Below are 15,373 nucleotides of genomic sequence, written 5' to 3'. Positions count from 1 at the left end.
GGAATCCCTCCCCCCAGCCTGACCCGGAACGTGACGCCATGCCGCCCAAGCCGAACCTGAACCTTGTCATCCTGGCTTTGGGGATGGGGGCCTTTGCCATCGGCACCTCGGAATTCGCCGCGATGGGCCTGCTGCCCTGGTATGCGAGCGATCTGGCGATCACCGAGCCGCAGGCGGGCCACGTCATCAGCGCCTATGCCTTGGGCGTCGTGGTCGGCGCGCCGATCACCACGCTGCTGGGCGCGCGCCTGCCGCGCCGGCGCTATCTGGCGTCGCTGATTGCCGCCTATGGGCTGATGAACCTGCTGGCCGCCGTGCTGCCGGGCTATGGCACGCTGGTCATCACCCGCTTTCTGGCCGGGCTTCCGCATGGCGGCTATCTGGGCGTGGCGATGCTGTTTGCCGCCGATGCCCTGCCGAAGGAACAGCGGGCCAAGGGCGTCATGCAAGTGCTGTTGGGCCTGACCATCGCCAATATCGCGGGCGTGCCGCTGGCAGGCGCGCTGGGGCAGGGGCTGGGCTGGCGCTGGGGCTTTGCGCTGCCGGGGCTCCTCGCGCTGATCGCGGGCTGGCTGATCCTGCGGCTTGCCCCGCGCATCGGGGCGCCGGTGAATGCCCGGCCCATGGCCGAGCTGAAGGCGCTGAAGAACCCGGCGGTCATCCTGACGCTGCTGGTCGGCGCGATCGGCTGCGGCGGGGTCTTTGCGGTCTATTCCTTCCTTTCCGCCGCGATGCTGGCGACGACCGAGCCGCCCTCATGGGCCATCGCGGCGCTTCTGTCGGCCTTTGGCGTCGGCATGACCTTCGGCAGCCTCTCGGCCGCGCGGCTGACGATCCGGCTGGGAGAGTTCCGCGCCGCGCTGGTGCTGATCCTGTTCATGGCGGCCACGCAGGGCCTCGCCTCGCTGGCCGTCGGGAATTGGGTGCTGATGATCGGCTCGTCCCTGCTGGTCGGTTTCGGCGCCTCGATGTCGGTGCCGCTTCAGACCCGGCTGATGGATGTCGCCGGCGAGGCGCAGTCCATGGCCGCGGCGATGAACCATGCCGCCTTCAACGCCGCCAATGCGCTGGGGCCGTGGCTTGCGGGGATGGCGCTGGCCGCGGGCTGGGGCTGGCGCTCCTCCGGCCTTGTCGGGGTCGGGCTGTCGCTGGCAGGGCTGGTGGTTCTGGGCATTGCCTGGTGGCAGGCGCGCGTCTCAGGGCAGCTTCGCCAGAATTACCCGGCGCGAGCCTGAGGCGAATTCCCGGCGGATGGTGACGGCCAGCACCGCCGTAGTCGTCCCGATCAGCCAGAGCGGCCCCGCCAGCCATCCCAGCGCGCCAAGCGCGAAATAGACGCAGCGCAGGCCCGAGTTGTAGCTTTTCGCGGCGGTGATGTTGATCTCGGCCGCCTGCAGCGCGCGCGGCAGGGCATGGACGTTATCCGCCTCGTTCGGGACGGCGGCCATCATGATCGCGCAATAGCCGAACAGGCGGTGCGACCAGATGAAGCGCAGCATCGCATTGGCGACGAAAAGCAGCGCCACGACGATCTTGATCTCCCACATCAGGGCCGGGACATGGTCCATCTCGAACTGCCGGGCGACGCCGGCCAATTGGTCGGTATTGCCGATAAGCGCCAGCCCGCCCCCGATCGCGATCATGCAGGCCGAGGTCAGGAAGGCCGTGCCCTCGCGCAGCGATGACAGGATATTGCCGTCGAAGATGCGCGGCTCGCGCGTCACGAATTGCCGCATCCATTCCCGCCGGTATTCCTTCATCAGGACCGAGACCGAGGGATGGTTGCGCGGCGGATGCTCGGTCAGCCAACCGATGGCGAGCCATGAGGCGAAAAGCCACAGCACCGCGACGATATCCGCCGTGGTGAAGGTCTGGGGAAGGGTCACGATGCTGCTTTCCATGCGGCGAGACTAGCCGCGGCGCAGGGCGGTTGCCAGAGACTTGCAGCAGGGCTATCCAAGACAAGTCGTCTTTGCCGGGGAGGAAGCAATGGCTGCAACCCACCATATCCGTGGACCGCGCGTCTGATGCTGATGCCCGACCCCGATCCGCGCATTCTTGCCCGGCGCGAGGCCATCGCCGCCCGGCTGCGTGCGGTGGTGCCCTCTGCCGTGATCGACGACCCGGCCGAGACGCGGGCCTATGAATGCGACGCGCTTTCTGCCTATCGCTGCCCGCCCCTTGCCGTGGTCCTGCCTGCGACGACCGAGGAGGTCGCGGCGGTGCTGCGGGTCTGCCACGAGGAAGGCGTGCCCGTCGTGCCGCGCGGGGCCGGGACCAGCCTTGCGGGCGGGTCGATGCCCACGGCGGACGCGGTAGTCGTGGGCCTTGCCCGCATGAATGGCGTCATCGAAACCAATCTGGACGACCGCTTCATCCGCGTGCAGGCGGGGCGGACCAACCTTTCCGTCTCGGGCGTGGTGGACGGTGCGGGCTTTTTCTATGCGCCCGATCCGTCCAGCCAGCTTGCCTGCGCCATCGGCGGCAATATCGGCATGAACTCGGGCGGCGCGCATTGCCTGAAATACGGGGTGACGACCAACAACCTGCTTGGCGTCACGCTGGTTCTGATGGACGGCTCGGTCGTGGAACTTGGCGGCCCGATGGGCGAGGCGCCGGGCTTGGACCTCCTTGGCGTCGTCTGCGGCTCGGAAGGGCAGCTCGGCATCGTGACCGAGGCCACCTTGCGCATCCTGCCCAAGCCCGCCGGTGCGCGTCCGGTGCTGGTCGCCTTCGACGCCTCGGAAACCGCGGGGGCCTGCGTCGCCGCGATCATCCGGGCGGGTGTCCTGCCCGTCGCGATCGAGTTCATGGACCGCCCCTGCATCCGCGCGACCGAGGAATTTGCCCATGCCGGCTATCCCGATTGCGAGGCGCTGCTGATCATCGAGGTCGAGGGCACGCCCCCCGAGATCGACGAACAGCTTCGCCTGATCCGCGCCATCGCCGAGCGCTTCGACCCGATCGAGTTCCGCGAGAGCCGGTCCGAGGACGAATCCCGCCGCATCTGGCTGGGCCGCAAATCGGCCTTTGGCGCGATGGGACAGATCAACGACTACATGTGCCTCGACGGGACGATCCCGGTCTCGACCTTGCCGCAAGTGCTGGCGGGGATCGCGCGGCTCTCCGGCGAATACGGCCTCGACGTCGCGAATGTCTTTCACGCTGGCGACGGCAACATGCATCCGCTGATCCTCTACAATGCCAATACGCCCGGCGATCTGGAACGCTGCGAGGCGCTGGGGGCCGAGATCCTGAAGCTCTGCGTCGAGGTCGGCGGCTGTCTGACCGGAGAGCATGGCGTCGGCGTCGAAAAGCGCGAGCTGATGACGACCCAGTTCTCGCAGACCGATCTGGAGGCCCAGATGCGGGTCAAGGATGTCTTCGACCCCGGCTGGCTTCTGAACGCGGCCAAGGTCTTTCCGCTGGCCGTCTCGGCCCCGCGCCGCGAGGGCATCCGCAATGCGGCCTGAATCCGAAGAAGACCTCTCCCATGTCATCCGCTCGGCGCGCGAGCCGCTGACCCCGATCGGCGGCGGCACGCGGCTCCGCCCCGGCGAGGGGCAGGGCGAGCGGCTGAACGTCTCGGGCCTGACCGGCATCACGCTTTACGAGCCCGCCGCCCTGACGCTGGTAGTCCGCGCCGGCACCCGGCTCTCCGAGGTGCGCGAGGCGCTGGCGGCCGAGGACCAGATGCTGGCCTTCGAGCCTGACGCGCGGCCAAACTCGACCATGGGCGGCATCGTCGCGGCCAATGCCTCCGGCCCGCGCCGGGTGCAGGCCGGGGCCTGCCGCGACGCGCTTCTGGGCCTGCGCTATGTCGATGGGCAGGGAGAGGTGATCCAGAATGGCGGCCGGGTGATGAAGAACGTCACCGGCTATGATCTGGTCAAGCTGATGGCCGGGTCGCGCGGCCAGCTTGGCGTGTTGACGGAATTGTCCTTCAAGACCGCGCCGATCCCGCCCTGCGCCGCCACGCTGGCCTTACCCGGACTTGATGCGGCATCGGCGGTCGCGGCGCTGACGTTGGCGCTGACCGGCCCCTATGACGTCTCGGGCGCGGCATGGCTGCCGGATCAGGGGGCGCTGATCCGGGTCGAGGGGCTGGAAGGTTCGGTCGCGATCCGCAGTCGGGCGCTGAGCGAACGCCTCGCCCGGTTCGGCGAGGTTGCGATGGCCGATGCCGACCCATGGTCCTACATGGTGCCCACGGCAGCCGAGGGCGACCTCTGGCGCATCATCTGCCGCCCGTCCGAGGCCCCCGGCCTGCTTGCGGCCCTGCCGCAGCCCCTCGCGCTCGATTGGGGCGGCAGCCTGATCTGGGTCGCGATGCCACCGGGCGAGGCGCCGTCGCTGCCCGCATGGTCGGGCCATGCCAGCCGCGTCACCGGCGCCGCCCCCCTGACCCTCCCCGCGCCGAACCCGGTGGTCCAGCGCCTCAATGCCAGCCTCCGCGAGCGTTTCGACCCTCGCGGCATCTTTGCCAGCGGAAGTTCATGCAGACCAATTTTACAGAAGAGCAGCTGAAGGACCCGCTGGTCGCGCGGTCGAACAAGATCCTGCGCGCCTGCGTCCATTGCGGGTTCTGCACCGCGACCTGTCCCACCTATCAGGTGCTGGGCGACGAGTTGGACAGCCCACGCGGCCGGATCTACCTGATCAAGGACATGCTGGAAAACGGTCGCGACGCGGATGAAAAGACCGTGAAGCATCTCGACCGCTGCCTCAGCTGCCTCAGCTGCATGACCACCTGTCCCTCGGGCGTCGATTACATGCACCTGATCGACCATGCGCGGATCCATGTCGAAAAGACCTATCGCCGCCCGTGGCGCGACCGGGCGCTGCGCTGGATGCTGGCGAAGGTGCTGCCTTATCAGGGCCGGTTCCGCCTTGCGCTGATGGGGGCGAAACTCGCGCGGCCCTTCGCCGGGCTGATGCCGGACCCACGACTGCGCGCGATGCTGGACATGGCGCCGAAATCCGTGCCGCCCGCCAGCCCCAATGATCGCGGACAGGTCTTTGCCGCGATCGGCGAAAGGCGGGCGCGGGTCGCCCTGATGCCCGGCTGCGCCCAGCGGGCGCTGAACACCGACATCAACGACGCGACGATCCGCCTCCTGCGCCGCGCCGGCTGCGAGGTGGTGATCCCCGAAGCCTTCGGCTGCTGCGGCGCGCTGACCCATCACATGGGCCGCGAGGACGATGCGCTGCATTCCGCCCGCGCCACGATCCGGGGCTTCCTGGATGCCGACCGCGCAGGGCCGCTCGACGCCATTGTCATCAATACTTCGGGCTGCGGCACCACGATCAAGGATTACGGCAAGATCTTTGCTGGCGACCCGATGCAGCCCGAGGCCGAGAAGATCGCCCGCCTCGCCCGCGACGTGACCGAGTTCCTCGACGCGCATGGCCTGCCCGCCACGGGCGAGGGTGAGCAGGTCACCGAGCGCCCGACGCCTTTCCCCGATCCCAAGGGCTCCGCCGCACCCGAGGGCGCTGCGGCACCGGGGCTGGCCCCCGCGACCGAGCGGGGCCACGGACTGCGTGTCGCCTATCACTCGGCCTGCTCGCTCCAGCATGGCCAGCAGATCAAGACGACGCCGAAATCCCTGCTGGCGCGTGCGGGCTTCACGGTGGTCGAGCCCGAGAACCCACATCTCTGCTGCGGCTCGGCCGGAACCTACAATCTGCTGCAGCCCGAGCTTTCGACCGAGCTCAAGCGGCGCAAGATCGCGACGCTGGAGGCGACCGGCCCGCAGGTCATCGCCGCCGGAAATATCGGCTGCATGATGCAGATCGGCTCGGCCAGCAGCGTTCCAGTGGTCCATACCGTCGAACTGCTCGACTGGGCGACGGGCGGACCCGCGCCCCGGGGCCTTTCGCGATAGTCTCCATTTCACCGTTTCCCAAATACCCCTACGAGGCTGCCCCGAGGATACCAGGCCAGCCGCAGGGCGCGCGGGACTTGAAATCGGGCAGGGTCATTCCCAATTCAAGCGATGTCGGAGGGCCAATCGGCGCCGACGGACCTGCCCGCCCGGAAGGGGGGCAAGCCTTTGTATCGCTTGAAGAAGGATGCGAGAATGCGCAACTTTGACCTGACCCCGCTTTATCGTGCCTCGGTCGGCTTCGACCGCATGGCCGACGTCATGGACCGTGCCCTGTCGGCCGATATCGCGAGCTATCCCCCCTATAATATCGAGAAGACCGGCGAGAATGCCTATCGCATCTCGATCGCCGTCGCGGGCTTTGGCGCCGACGACCTCACCGTCGAGGTGAAGGACGGCGCGGTGATCGTGCTTGGCAAGAAGGCCACCGAGGACGAAGGGCGGACCTTCCTGCATCGCGGCATCGCGACGCGCGCCTTCGAGCGCCGCTTCACGCTCGCCGATCACGTCCGTGTCGCCGGCGCGAGCCATGAGGACGGGATGCTGAACATCGAACTGGTGCGCGAGATCCCCGAGGCACTGAAACCGCGCCGGATCGAGATCGCGAAATCGGTGAAATCGGTCGAGAAGCTGGACGCCTGACAAAGGGCAGGACCGGGGCTCTGCCCCGGACCCCGGGGTATTTTTGAAACAGTGAAACTGGGCGCCGCCGTTGAGGCTGGCGCCCTTGTCGTTCCTAGAGTCTGCGTCTGGCGCGGAGCGCGGCGGTGATGGTGCCATCGTCGAGATAGTCGAGCTCGCCCCCGATCGGCACGCCCTGGGCGAGGCCAGTCACTGTGACATTGCTGCCTTCGAGCGCTTCGGCAATGTAATGCGCGGTCGTCTGACCCTCGACCGTGGCCGAGAGGGCGAGGATGACCTCGGACACGTTTTCCGCGCCGATGCGGGCGATCAGTTGCGGGATGCGCAGGTCGTCGGGGCCGATCTCGTCAAGCGCCGAGAGGTTTCCCCCGAGCACGTGATAGCGGCCGCGAAAGGCCCGGCCGCGTTCCATGGCCCAAAGGTCGGCAACCTCGGTCACGACGCAGATCTCGCCCGTCGCGCGGGCCGGGTCGGCGCAGATCTGGCAGATCTCGGCCTGGGTGATATTGCCGCAGATCGCGCATTCGCGGGCAGTTTCGGACACCTCGGTCATCAGGCTGGCAAGCTGGGCCATCTGTCCCGTGCGGCGCCGGATGAGGTGAAGGACGATGCGCCGGGCCGAGCGCGGGCCCAGTCCGGGCAACCGCGCCATGGTGGCGATCAGCGCTTCGATCTCGTCTCCGGGCCGGGCATCGGGCGGCATGGATCAGAAGGGCATCTTCAGGTCGGCGGGCAGGCCCATTTCGTGCGTGAGGCGGGCCATTTCCTCGGCCGACCTGTCCTGTGCGCGGCGCTGCGCGTCCTTGATCGCGGCGAGGATCAGGTCCTCGACCACCTCCTTGTCCTCGGAGCGGAAGATCGAGGGGTCGATGTCGAGGCCAGTCAACTCGCCCTTGGCGGTGGCCGTGGCCTTGACGAGGCCGGCGCCCGCCTCTCCGGTGACGGTCAGGCGGTTCAGCCCCTCCTGCATCTCGGTCATCTTCGTCTGCATCTGCTGGGCGGCTTCCATCATCTTCGACAGATCGCCCATGTCGCCAAGTCCCTTGAACATCTTCTATTCCTCGTCCTCGAAAGGGTCCCATTCCTCGACCTCGGCCACCGGGCCTTCGGTCAGCTCATGCGGGGATGTATCCTCGCCCGCGGGCTTTTCAACCGCCGGAGGGGCGGGAACGGGACGGATGGTGGTGATCCTTGCCCCCGGAAAGGCGGCGAAGATCGCCTGAACCGTGGGGTTTTCCATGGCGCGGGCACGGGCGGCGGCCTCGCGCGCGGCGCGCTCTTCGCTGATCGTGGGGGCGCCGCCTTCGGAAACGACAGTCACGGCCCAGCGTTGGCCGCCGGTCCAGCCGCGCAGGCGTTCGGCCAGGCGTTGGGCAAAGTCGCGGGGCGCGCGCTCGCCCGGCTGGAACTCGATCCGGCCGGGGGAATAGCGGACCAGCCGGAGGTGATCCTCAACCTCGAGCAGCAGCTTCATGTCGCGCATCCGCCGGATCAGCTCGATCACCGAGGCGAAATCGGGAAAGCCGGCCAGCGCATCGGGCGAGACGGCGATCGCGGCGGCGCTGCCATCGGGGCGGGCGGCGACCGGTGCGCGGGGGGCGTGGGCGCGCGGCGCCTCGGCCCGGCTTTGGGCCGGGGCGGAGGCGCGGCTGAACTCGCCCGCCGCCGCCGATGCCTGGACCTTGCGGATCAACGCCTCGGGGTCGGGCAGGTCGGCGACATGGGTGAGGCGGATGATCGCCATTTCGGCGGCCATCATCGCGTTCGGAGCGGCCCCGACCTCCTCCAGCGCCTTCAGGAGCATCTGCCAGAGCCGGGTCAGAGCCCGCATCGGGACGCGCGCCGCGATGTCCTGGCCGCGGCTACGCTCGTCCGGGCCGATGGTTGGATCGTCGATCGCCTCGGGCGTGATCTTCACGATCGAGATCCAATGCGTGATCTCGGCCAGGTCGCGCAGGACGGCCATTGGATCGGCGCCATCGGCATATTGCGCCTGAAGCTCGGCCAGCGCCTCGGCCGCGGCGCCGCGCAGGATCATGTCGAAGAGGTCGAGGACGCGGCCCCGATCCGCGAGCCCCAGCATGGCGCGGACCTGCGGGGCCGTGGTCTCGCCCGCGCCGTGGCTGATCGCCTGATCGAGCAGGCTGGTCGCATCGCGGGCCGAGCCCTCGGCCGCGCGGGTGATCAGCGCCAGCGCGTCATCGGTGATCTCGGCCCCCTCGCGGGTCGCGATCTTGTGCAGGAGCGCGATCATCACCTCCGGCTCGATCCGGCGCAGGTCGAAGCGCTGGCAGCGGGACAGCACCGTCACGGGAACCTTGCGGATCTCGGTCGTGGCGAAGATGAATTTCACATGCGGTGGCGGTTCCTCGAGCGTCTTCAGCAGCGCGTTGAAAGCGCTGGTCGAGAGCATGTGGACTTCGTCGATTATATAGATCTTGTAGCGCGCGGAGGCCGCGCGGTAATGCACGCTCTCGATGATCTCGCGGATGTCGTTGACCCCGGTGCGCGAGGCCGCGTCCATCTCCATCACGTCGACATGGCGACCCTCGCTGATCGCGACGCAATGCTCGCAAACCCCGCAAGGCTCGGTCGTGGGGCCACCCTGACCGTCGGGACCGGTGCAGTTCAGGCCCTTGGCGATGATCCGGGCGGTGGTGGTCTTGCCGGTGCCGCGGATGCCCGTCATGATGAAGGCCTGCGCGATACGGTCGGCGGCGAAGGCATTCTTCAGCGTCCGCACCATGGCATCCTGGCCGACGAGATCGGCGAAAGTCTCGGGGCGGTATTTCCGCGCCAGTACTTGATAGGTCTTGTCGCTCTCGCTCATCTCTCGGCCTTCTGGATCACGGGGCAGATTAGCGGCGGGGGCGGGGGGCGACAACCGTTTCCGGTGCGCCCCGTCGCGTCAGTCCTGCTGCCAGTCGAAGCGGAGTTCCTCGCGGAAGGCGAAGCGGACGACATGGCTGTCTACGATATGCTGCAGGTGCTCCATTGCCTCGGCCGGTGCGGAGAGGCGGATCCCGAGCGCGGAGGGCGTCGCGGTCAAGGCGATCTCACGATCCTCGGTCAGCAGGATACGGCCCTGCGCGGGATCGAAGCTGACCTCGAACTTATGGGCCCAGTGCTTGCAGAGCTGTTGCAGGTAGCGGCTGGCATGTTCGGTCGGGACAGTGCAGCGCGTGCGGGTCATCGTCTGGGACATGGTTTTCCTTGTCGTTCTGATGGTCCGGCTGGCGCAGGCTGGCGGACGGAAGGGACGGGTCACGAAAGGGTGACACCCATCCGGCCCGAACCTGTCCCATATAACGATCATGCACCGCCGTTCAATCCTGCTGACCGCCGCGACCCTTCCTTTGCTTGCCGCGCCGCGCCTCGCTTTCGGCGCAACCGGGCGTGTCCTCTCTGATGCCGCGGCATTTCCGCAATTGCGGGCCATCGCGGTCTGGAGCGGCGGGTCCGAACGCGCCGCGCAGGGCTATGGCGGCTTTATCCCCGACCGGCCGACCAACATCAAGTCGGCGTCGAAGTCGATCATCTCGGCCTTGGCCGGGGTGGCGATCGCGAAGGGGGTATTCACCGGCGCGGACCAGCCTGTCACGGCGGTCCTTGCGGGTGATCTGCCCGCGGATCCCGACCCACGGATGGAGCGGCTGACGCTGGGCAACCTTCTGTCCATGCAAGCCGGTCTGCAGCGCCAGTCCGGGCCGAATTACGGCCGCTGGGTCAGCAGCCGGAACTGGGTCCGGGCGGCGCTGGCCGCGCCCTTCGAGACCGACCCCGGCGGGCGGATGCTTTATTCCACCGCATCGAGCCACCTTGTCTCGGCCATGCTGACGCGGGCGACGGGGCAATCCACGCTAAGCCTCGCGCGCGACTGGCTGGCGATCCCCGGCTTTCGCATCACGGGATGGGAGCGTGATCCGCAGGGCATCTATCTGGGCGGCAACCAGATGGCGATGTCGACGCGAAGCCTGATGGCATTCGGCGCGGCCTATGCGCAAGGCGGGCAGGGGGTGATCCCGCCGGACTGGATCGCGGAAAGCTGGCGACCGCGCACACGCTCGATCTTCAATGGCGAGGAATATGGCTATGGCTGGTTCATCAGCCGAATCGGCGGGCGCGAGGTCCGCTATGGCTGGGGCTATGGCGGGCAGATGATCTATGTCTTTCCCGCCGCCGGAGGCAGGCTCGCGGCCGCGATCGCGATGACATCGGACCCGGACCAACCCTCGGCCCGGACCGGATACCGCACGGAATTGCACGCCCTGGCGGGAGAACTGGTGAACACCCTCTAGCCAGCCGTTGACCAGGGCGACGGGGCGACATATCTCGCGGCTCATGGCACGCGCACCGCTTTTGCAACTTACCGACATTTCGCTGACCTTCGGCGGCAATCCCGTATTCGAGGGGCTCAATCTGACCGTCCAGCAGGGCGACCGGCTGGCGCTGGTCGGCCGCAACGGCTCGGGCAAGTCGACCCTGATGAAGGTCATGGCCGGACTGGTCGAACCCGACAGCGGCGAGGTCATCACCCCCGCCGGCGTCAAGGTCGGCTATATGGAGCAGGATCCCGACCTGTCCGGCTTCGCGACGCTGGGCGATTTTGCCAGCGCGGGCCTGCATGAGGGCGAGGGCTACCGCGTCGAAATGGCGGCCGAGGGGCTGAAATTCGACCCTGACCGCGCGGTCGCGACCGCCTCGGGGGGCGAGCGTCGGCGCGCCGCACTGGCCCGCCTTTTGGCCGAGGCGCCCGAGCTGATGCTGCTGGACGAGCCGACGAACCATCTGGACATCGAGGCGATCGGCTGGCTCGAGGAGCAGCTTTCCACGACCCGCGCCGGCTTCGTCCTGATCAGCCACGACCGCGCCTTCCTGCGCGCCCTGACCCGCGCGACCCTCTGGATCGACCGCAGCGAGATCCGCCGGCAGGAACGCGGTTTCGAGCATTTCGAGGATTGGCGCGAAACCGTCTGGGCCGCCGAGGACGAGGCCCGCCACAAGCTCGACCGCAAGATCAAGGCCGAGGCGAAATGGGCGGTCGAGGGCATCAGCGCCCGGCGCAAGCGCAATCAGGGCCGCGTCCGTGCGCTGGCCGCCCTGCGCGATGAACGCGCGGGTCAGATCCGCCGTCAGGGCACCGCCCTGATGGAGCTGGAAGCCGGCCAGCAATCGGGCAAGCGGGTGATCGACGCCAAGGGGATCTCCAAATCCTTCGGCGAGCGCGTGATCCTGAAACCCTTCGACCTGCGGGTGCTGCGCGGCGACCGGGTGGCCTTTGTCGGCCCGAACGGTGCAGGTAAGACCACGCTGATCAAGATGCTGACCGGCGAGATCGCGCCCGATACGGGCGAGGTCAAGCATGGCACGAACCTCGACATCGCGGTCTTCGATCAGGCCCGCAGCGCGATCGACGAGACGGTCAGCCTGTGGGACGCGCTGACCGGCGATCCGTCGATGCGGGTCTCGGGCCGTTCGGATCAGGTCATGGTGCGCGGCAATCCGAAACATGTCGTCGCCTATCTCAAGGATTTCCTCTTCGACGAGGCGCAGGCGCGTGCGCCGGTCGGCAGCCTCTCGGGCGGGGAAAAGGCGCGTCTGCTGCTGGCGCGGATCATGGCCCATCCCTCGAACCTGCTGGTTCTGGACGAGCCGACCAACGATCTGGATGTCGAGACGCTGGACCTGCTGCAGGACATCCTCGGCGATTATGACGGGACCGTCCTGCTGGTCAGCCACGACCGCGACTTCATCGACCGCGTGGCCACGACCACCGTGGCGATGGAGGGCGATGGTCGCGCCGTCATCTATCCGGGCGGCTGGTCCGACTATCGCGCCCAGCGCCCCGAGGCGACGGAGGCCGCGCCCGAGGTGGCAAGGCCCGCCCCAGCCGCCGCCACGAGGTCCGAGGCGAAGGCCCAGCCCGAGAAATCGGGCCTGAGCTTTACCGAGAGGAAGCGACTGGAATCCCTGCCGGGCGTGATGGAACGCCTCGAGGCCGAGATCGGCAAGCTGAACGAGTTCCTTGCCCAGCCCGACCTCTTCTCGACCGCGCCCGCGAAATTCGCGAAGGCGAGCGAGGGCCTGGCAGAACGGCAGACGGCACTCGCCGCCGCCGAGGAGGAATGGCTGGAACTGGCGGAGCGGGACGGGGGCTGAGGCGCTACTTCACCGCCGAGTTCCCGCCATCCGCGAAAAGCGCCGTCCCGGTCACGAAACTCGCCATCGGGCTTGCGAGGAAGAGCGCCGCATTGGCGATCTCGACCGGCTCGGCAATGCGTTTCATCGCGTGGAGCCCGGCGGCCCATTCCTTCTGTTGCTGGTCGCCGGCGGCGGGCGTGTCGACCCCTCCCGGCATGATGGCATTGGCGCGGATGCCTTGCAGCGCGTAGTCGGCGGTGATCCCCTTGACGAGGCCCATCAGCCCAGCCTTCGACGCGCCATAGGCCGTCATACCGGGCATGCCGGCGCTGGTCCCGACGAAGGTTGAGGTAAATAGGATCGCACCGCCCCCGCCCGCGATCATCGCGGGGATCTGGGCGCGGGCACCCAGATAGGCCCCGGTCAGGTTCGTGGCCATGACCCGGTGCCAGTCCTCGGGTTCGATCTCGGCCAAGGGTCGCATCGGCCCGACGATGCCGGCGTTGTTCACGGCGATGTCGAGCCGCCCGTAGCGTTCTACCGCCAACCCGACCAGTTCCGTATGGGTGGCCGGGTCCGCGACATCCCCGGCGAAATGGCAGGCGCGCCCGCCCATATCGGCAATTTCCCAGGCGATCTCGCCGAGCGCGGCTTCGCCCCTTGCGTTCAGCACGAGGGCCGCGCCCTCGGCTGCGAAAAGCAGCGCCGTGGCCCGGCCGATACCCGATGATGCGCCGGTGACGATCGCCACCTTGTCCTTGAGCAGATCCATGATCGACATCTCCTGTTGCTGTCATGGATCAGGCTAGGGAACGGCCGCGCCCCATACGTCCCGTTTTCTGCCTTCAAAACCGGCTGAAAGCAAAAAAGCCGCCCCTTTCGGGACGGCCCTTCGTCTGTCTTGCGACAGGCGGATGATTACATCATGCCGCCCATGCCGCCCATGTCGGGCATGCCGCCGGCCGGAGCTTTCGGCTCGGGCTTCTCGGCGATCATCGCTTCGGTGGTGATCAGGAGACCAGCGACCGAGGCCGCGTCTTCCAGCGCGGTGCGCACGACTTTGGCCGGGTCGATGACGCCGAACTTGAACATGTCGCCATATTCTTCGGTCTGGGCGTTGAAGCCGAAAGCCTTGTCGGACGATTCGCGGACCTTGCCGGCCACGACAGCGCCGTCGACGCCAGCGTTTTCAGCAATCTGGCGCATCGGAGCTTCCAGCGCGCGGCGGACGATGGCGATGCCGGCGTCCTGATCCGAGTTCGCGCCGGTCAGGCCTTCGAGGACCTTGCCGCCTTGAACCAGAGCAACGCCGCCACCGACGACAACACCTTCTTGAACCGCAGCGCGGGTCGCGTTCAGGGCGTCGTCAACGCGGTCCTTGCGCTCTTTCACTTCGATTTCGGTCATGCCGCCGACGCGGATGACGGCAACGCCACCGGCCAGTTTGGCGACGCGCTCTTGCAGCTTCTCGCGGTCGTAGTCCGAGGTGGTTTCCTCGATCTGCTGGCGGATCTGCGAAACGCGGGCTTCGATCTCGGCCTTCTCACCAGCACCGTCGACGATGGTGGTGTTGTCCTTGTTGATCGAGACTTTCTTCGCACGGCCGAGCATGTCGACGGTGACGTTTTCCAGCTTCATGCCCAGGTCTTCCGAGATGACCTGACCACCGGTCAGGATCGCGATGTCCTGCAGCATGGCCTTGCGGCGATCGCCGAAGCCCGGAGCTTTGACGGCAGCGATTTTCAGGCCGCCACGCAGCTTGTTGACGACCAGCGTGGCCAGAGCCTCGCCTTCGACGTCTTCAGCGACGATGATCAGCGGCTTTTGCGACTGGATGACCGATTCCAGCAGCGGGACCATCGGCTGCAGCGACGAGAGTTTCTTCTCGTGCAGCAGGATGTAGGCGTCTTCCAGCTCGGCAATCATCTTGTCGGCATTGGTGACGAAGTAGGGCGAGAGGTAGCCGCGGTCGAACTGCATGCCTTCGACGACTTCGACTTCGGTCTCCATGCCTTTGTTTTCTTCGACGGTGATCACACCCTCGTTGCCAACTTTCTGCATGGCTTCGGCGATCTGCTGGCCGATGAAGGCTTCGCCGTTGGCCGAGATGGTGCCGACTTGCGCGACTTCAGCCGAATCGTTGACCGGGCGCGAGGCCGATTTGATCGCTTCGACGACTTTCGAGGTCGCAAGGTCGATGCCACGCTTCAGGTCCATCGGGTTCAGGCCGGCCGCAACCGACTTCATGCCTTCGCGGATGATCGCCTGGGCCAGAACGGTGGCGGTGGTGGTGCCGTCGCCGGCTTCGTCATTGGTGCGCGAAGCGACTTCGCGGACCATCTGGGCGCCCATGTTCTCGAACTTGTCCGAAAGTTCGATTTCCTTGGCGACCGAGACGCCGTCCTTCGTGATGCGCGGCGCGCCGAAGGATTTGTCGATCACCACGTTGCGGCCTTTCGGGCCGAGAGTGACCTTGACGGCATCCGCGAGGATGTTCACGCCTTTCAGCATGCGGTCGCGGGCGTCGCTGTTGAACTTGACTTCCTTAGCAGCCATTTGTCCGTCTCCTAAAATGAGTTACGCGGAAGCGAAAATCAGGCGATCACGCCCAGGATGTCGCTTTCCTTCATGATCAGCAGCTCTTCGCCGTCGATCGTGACTTCGGTGCCCGACCATTTGCCGAACAGCACGCGATCGCCAGC

14 protein-coding genes and 1 pseudogene are annotated in these 15,373 nt (G+C 67.2%); 7 read left to right on the top strand and 8 right to left on the bottom strand.

Annotation, left to right across the window (positions count from 1 at the left end; all coding sequences use genetic code 11):
• The first annotated feature begins 38 nt into the window (after positions 1-38).
• Positions 39-1,235, top strand: a complete 1,197-nt coding sequence (locus VNQ78_RS01725) for an MFS transporter (protein ID WP_325685938.1) — start codon at positions 39-41, stop codon at positions 1,233-1,235.
• On the opposite strand, the gene VNQ78_RS01720 is transcribed toward VNQ78_RS01725, so the two are convergent.
• Positions 1,197-1,901: a DUF599 domain-containing protein gene (locus tag VNQ78_RS01720; protein ID WP_325685936.1), complete on the bottom strand. Its 705-nt coding sequence runs from the start codon at positions 1,899-1,901 to the stop codon at positions 1,197-1,199. The two genes, VNQ78_RS01725 and VNQ78_RS01720, sit on opposite strands and share 39 nt — an antisense overlap.
• 126 nt (positions 1,902-2,027) lie before the next feature.
• Between VNQ78_RS01720 and VNQ78_RS01715 the strand changes: the two genes are divergently transcribed.
• The 4 genes from VNQ78_RS01715 (at position 2,028) to VNQ78_RS01700 (ending at position 6,530) form a co-directional block, all read left to right on the top strand.
• Positions 2,028-3,473 carry an FAD-linked oxidase C-terminal domain-containing protein gene (locus tag VNQ78_RS01715; protein ID WP_325685934.1) on the top strand — a complete coding sequence of 482 codons (1,446 nt, stop codon included), beginning with the start codon at positions 2,028-2,030 and terminating at the stop codon, positions 3,471-3,473.
• Positions 3,463-4,527, top strand: coding sequence for an FAD-binding protein (locus VNQ78_RS01710; RefSeq protein WP_325685932.1), 1,065 nt, complete (start codon positions 3,463-3,465; stop codon positions 4,525-4,527). Before VNQ78_RS01715 ends, VNQ78_RS01710 begins: the two co-directional genes overlap by 11 nt.
• Positions 4,497-5,888: a heterodisulfide reductase-related iron-sulfur binding cluster gene (locus VNQ78_RS01705; protein WP_325685930.1), complete on the top strand. Its 1,392-nt coding sequence runs from the start codon at positions 4,497-4,499 to the stop codon at positions 5,886-5,888. Before VNQ78_RS01710 ends, VNQ78_RS01705 begins: the two co-directional genes overlap by 31 nt.
• Before the next feature lie 195 nt (positions 5,889-6,083).
• Positions 6,084-6,530, top strand: coding sequence for an Hsp20 family protein (locus VNQ78_RS01700; protein WP_325685928.1), 447 nt, complete (start codon positions 6,084-6,086; stop codon positions 6,528-6,530).
• Between the two features lie 94 nt (positions 6,531-6,624).
• On the opposite strand, the gene recR is transcribed toward VNQ78_RS01700, so the two are convergent.
• From recR to VNQ78_RS01680, 4 genes are all read right to left on the bottom strand, one after another.
• Positions 6,625-7,233, bottom strand: a complete 609-nt coding sequence (gene recR, locus VNQ78_RS01695) for a recombination mediator RecR (protein WP_325685926.1) — start codon at positions 7,231-7,233, stop codon at positions 6,625-6,627.
• Between the two features lie 3 nt (positions 7,234-7,236).
• On the bottom strand, positions 7,237-7,581 hold the full coding sequence (locus VNQ78_RS01690; protein WP_325685924.1) for a YbaB/EbfC family nucleoid-associated protein: 345 nt from the start codon (positions 7,579-7,581) through the stop codon (positions 7,237-7,239).
• Between the two features lie 3 nt (positions 7,582-7,584).
• Positions 7,585-9,360, bottom strand: coding sequence for a DNA polymerase III subunit gamma/tau (locus VNQ78_RS01685; protein ID WP_325685922.1), 1,776 nt, complete (start codon positions 9,358-9,360; stop codon positions 7,585-7,587).
• Positions 9,361-9,438: 78 nt separating this feature from the next.
• Positions 9,439-9,735: a DUF2218 domain-containing protein gene (locus VNQ78_RS01680; protein WP_325685920.1), complete on the bottom strand. Its 297-nt coding sequence runs from the start codon at positions 9,733-9,735 to the stop codon at positions 9,439-9,441.
• A gap of 109 nt (positions 9,736-9,844) precedes the next feature.
• Between VNQ78_RS01680 and VNQ78_RS01675 the strand changes: the two genes are divergently transcribed.
• Positions 9,845-10,828 carry a serine hydrolase gene (locus tag VNQ78_RS01675; protein WP_325685918.1) on the top strand — a complete coding sequence of 328 codons (984 nt, stop codon included), beginning with the start codon at positions 9,845-9,847 and terminating at the stop codon, positions 10,826-10,828.
• Positions 10,829-10,871: 43 nt separating this feature from the next.
• On the top strand, positions 10,872-12,689 hold the full coding sequence (locus tag VNQ78_RS01670) for an ABC-F family ATP-binding cassette domain-containing protein (RefSeq protein WP_325685916.1): 1,818 nt from the start codon (positions 10,872-10,874) through the stop codon (positions 12,687-12,689).
• 4 nt (positions 12,690-12,693) lie between these two features.
• On the opposite strand, the gene VNQ78_RS01665 is transcribed toward VNQ78_RS01670, so the two are convergent.
• The 3 genes and pseudogenes from VNQ78_RS01665 to VNQ78_RS01655 form a co-directional block, all read right to left on the bottom strand.
• Positions 12,694-13,443, bottom strand: coding sequence for an SDR family oxidoreductase (locus VNQ78_RS01665; RefSeq protein ID WP_325685914.1), 750 nt, complete (start codon positions 13,441-13,443; stop codon positions 12,694-12,696).
• Between the two features lie 146 nt (positions 13,444-13,589).
• Positions 13,590-15,227, bottom strand: coding sequence for a chaperonin GroEL (groL, locus tag VNQ78_RS01660; protein ID WP_325685912.1), 1,638 nt, complete (start codon positions 15,225-15,227; stop codon positions 13,590-13,592).
• 38 nt (positions 15,228-15,265) lie between these two features.
• Positions 15,266-15,373 (bottom strand): annotated as a pseudogene (locus VNQ78_RS01655) (co-chaperone GroES); the annotation flags it as partial.

This window comes from Paracoccus sp. (in: a-proteobacteria), from assembly GCF_035556475.1.
GTDB lineage: Bacteria > Pseudomonadota > Alphaproteobacteria > Rhodobacterales > Rhodobacteraceae > Paracoccus.
The sequence above is the reverse complement of the archived record's forward strand: the minus strand, read 5'-3'. Positions and strand labels throughout refer to the sequence as shown.

Bases quoted from the DNA above. Each gene is read 5' to 3' on its own strand.
- VNQ78_RS01725 (WP_325685938.1), top strand. From the start codon at position 39: ATGCCGCCCAAGCCGAACCTGAACCTTGTCATCCTGGCTTTGGGGATG.
- VNQ78_RS01720 (WP_325685936.1), bottom strand. From the start codon at position 1,901: ATGGAAAGCAGCATCGTGACCCTTCCCCAGACCTTCACCACGGCGGAT.
- VNQ78_RS01715 (WP_325685934.1), top strand. From the start codon at position 2,028: ATGCTGATGCCCGACCCCGATCCGCGCATTCTTGCCCGGCGCGAGGCC.
- VNQ78_RS01675 (WP_325685918.1), top strand. From the start codon at position 9,845: ATGCACCGCCGTTCAATCCTGCTGACCGCCGCGACCCTTCCTTTGCTT.
- VNQ78_RS01690 (WP_325685924.1), bottom strand. From the start codon at position 7,581: ATGTTCAAGGGACTTGGCGACATGGGCGATCTGTCGAAGATGATGGAA.
- VNQ78_RS01685 (WP_325685922.1), bottom strand. From the start codon at position 9,360: ATGAGCGAGAGCGACAAGACCTATCAAGTACTGGCGCGGAAATACCGC.
- VNQ78_RS01710 (WP_325685932.1), top strand. From the start codon at position 3,463: ATGCGGCCTGAATCCGAAGAAGACCTCTCCCATGTCATCCGCTCGGCG.
- VNQ78_RS01705 (WP_325685930.1), top strand. From the start codon at position 4,497: ATGCAGACCAATTTTACAGAAGAGCAGCTGAAGGACCCGCTGGTCGCG.
- VNQ78_RS01680 (WP_325685920.1), bottom strand. From the start codon at position 9,735: ATGTCCCAGACGATGACCCGCACGCGCTGCACTGTCCCGACCGAACAT.
- recR (WP_325685926.1), bottom strand. From the start codon at position 7,233: ATGCCGCCCGATGCCCGGCCCGGAGACGAGATCGAAGCGCTGATCGCC.
- VNQ78_RS01665 (WP_325685914.1), bottom strand. From the start codon at position 13,443: ATGGATCTGCTCAAGGACAAGGTGGCGATCGTCACCGGCGCATCATCG.
- VNQ78_RS01670 (WP_325685916.1), top strand. From the start codon at position 10,872: ATGGCACGCGCACCGCTTTTGCAACTTACCGACATTTCGCTGACCTTC.
- VNQ78_RS01700 (WP_325685928.1), top strand. From the start codon at position 6,084: ATGCGCAACTTTGACCTGACCCCGCTTTATCGTGCCTCGGTCGGCTTC.
- groL (WP_325685912.1), bottom strand. From the start codon at position 15,227: ATGGCTGCTAAGGAAGTCAAGTTCAACAGCGACGCCCGCGACCGCATG.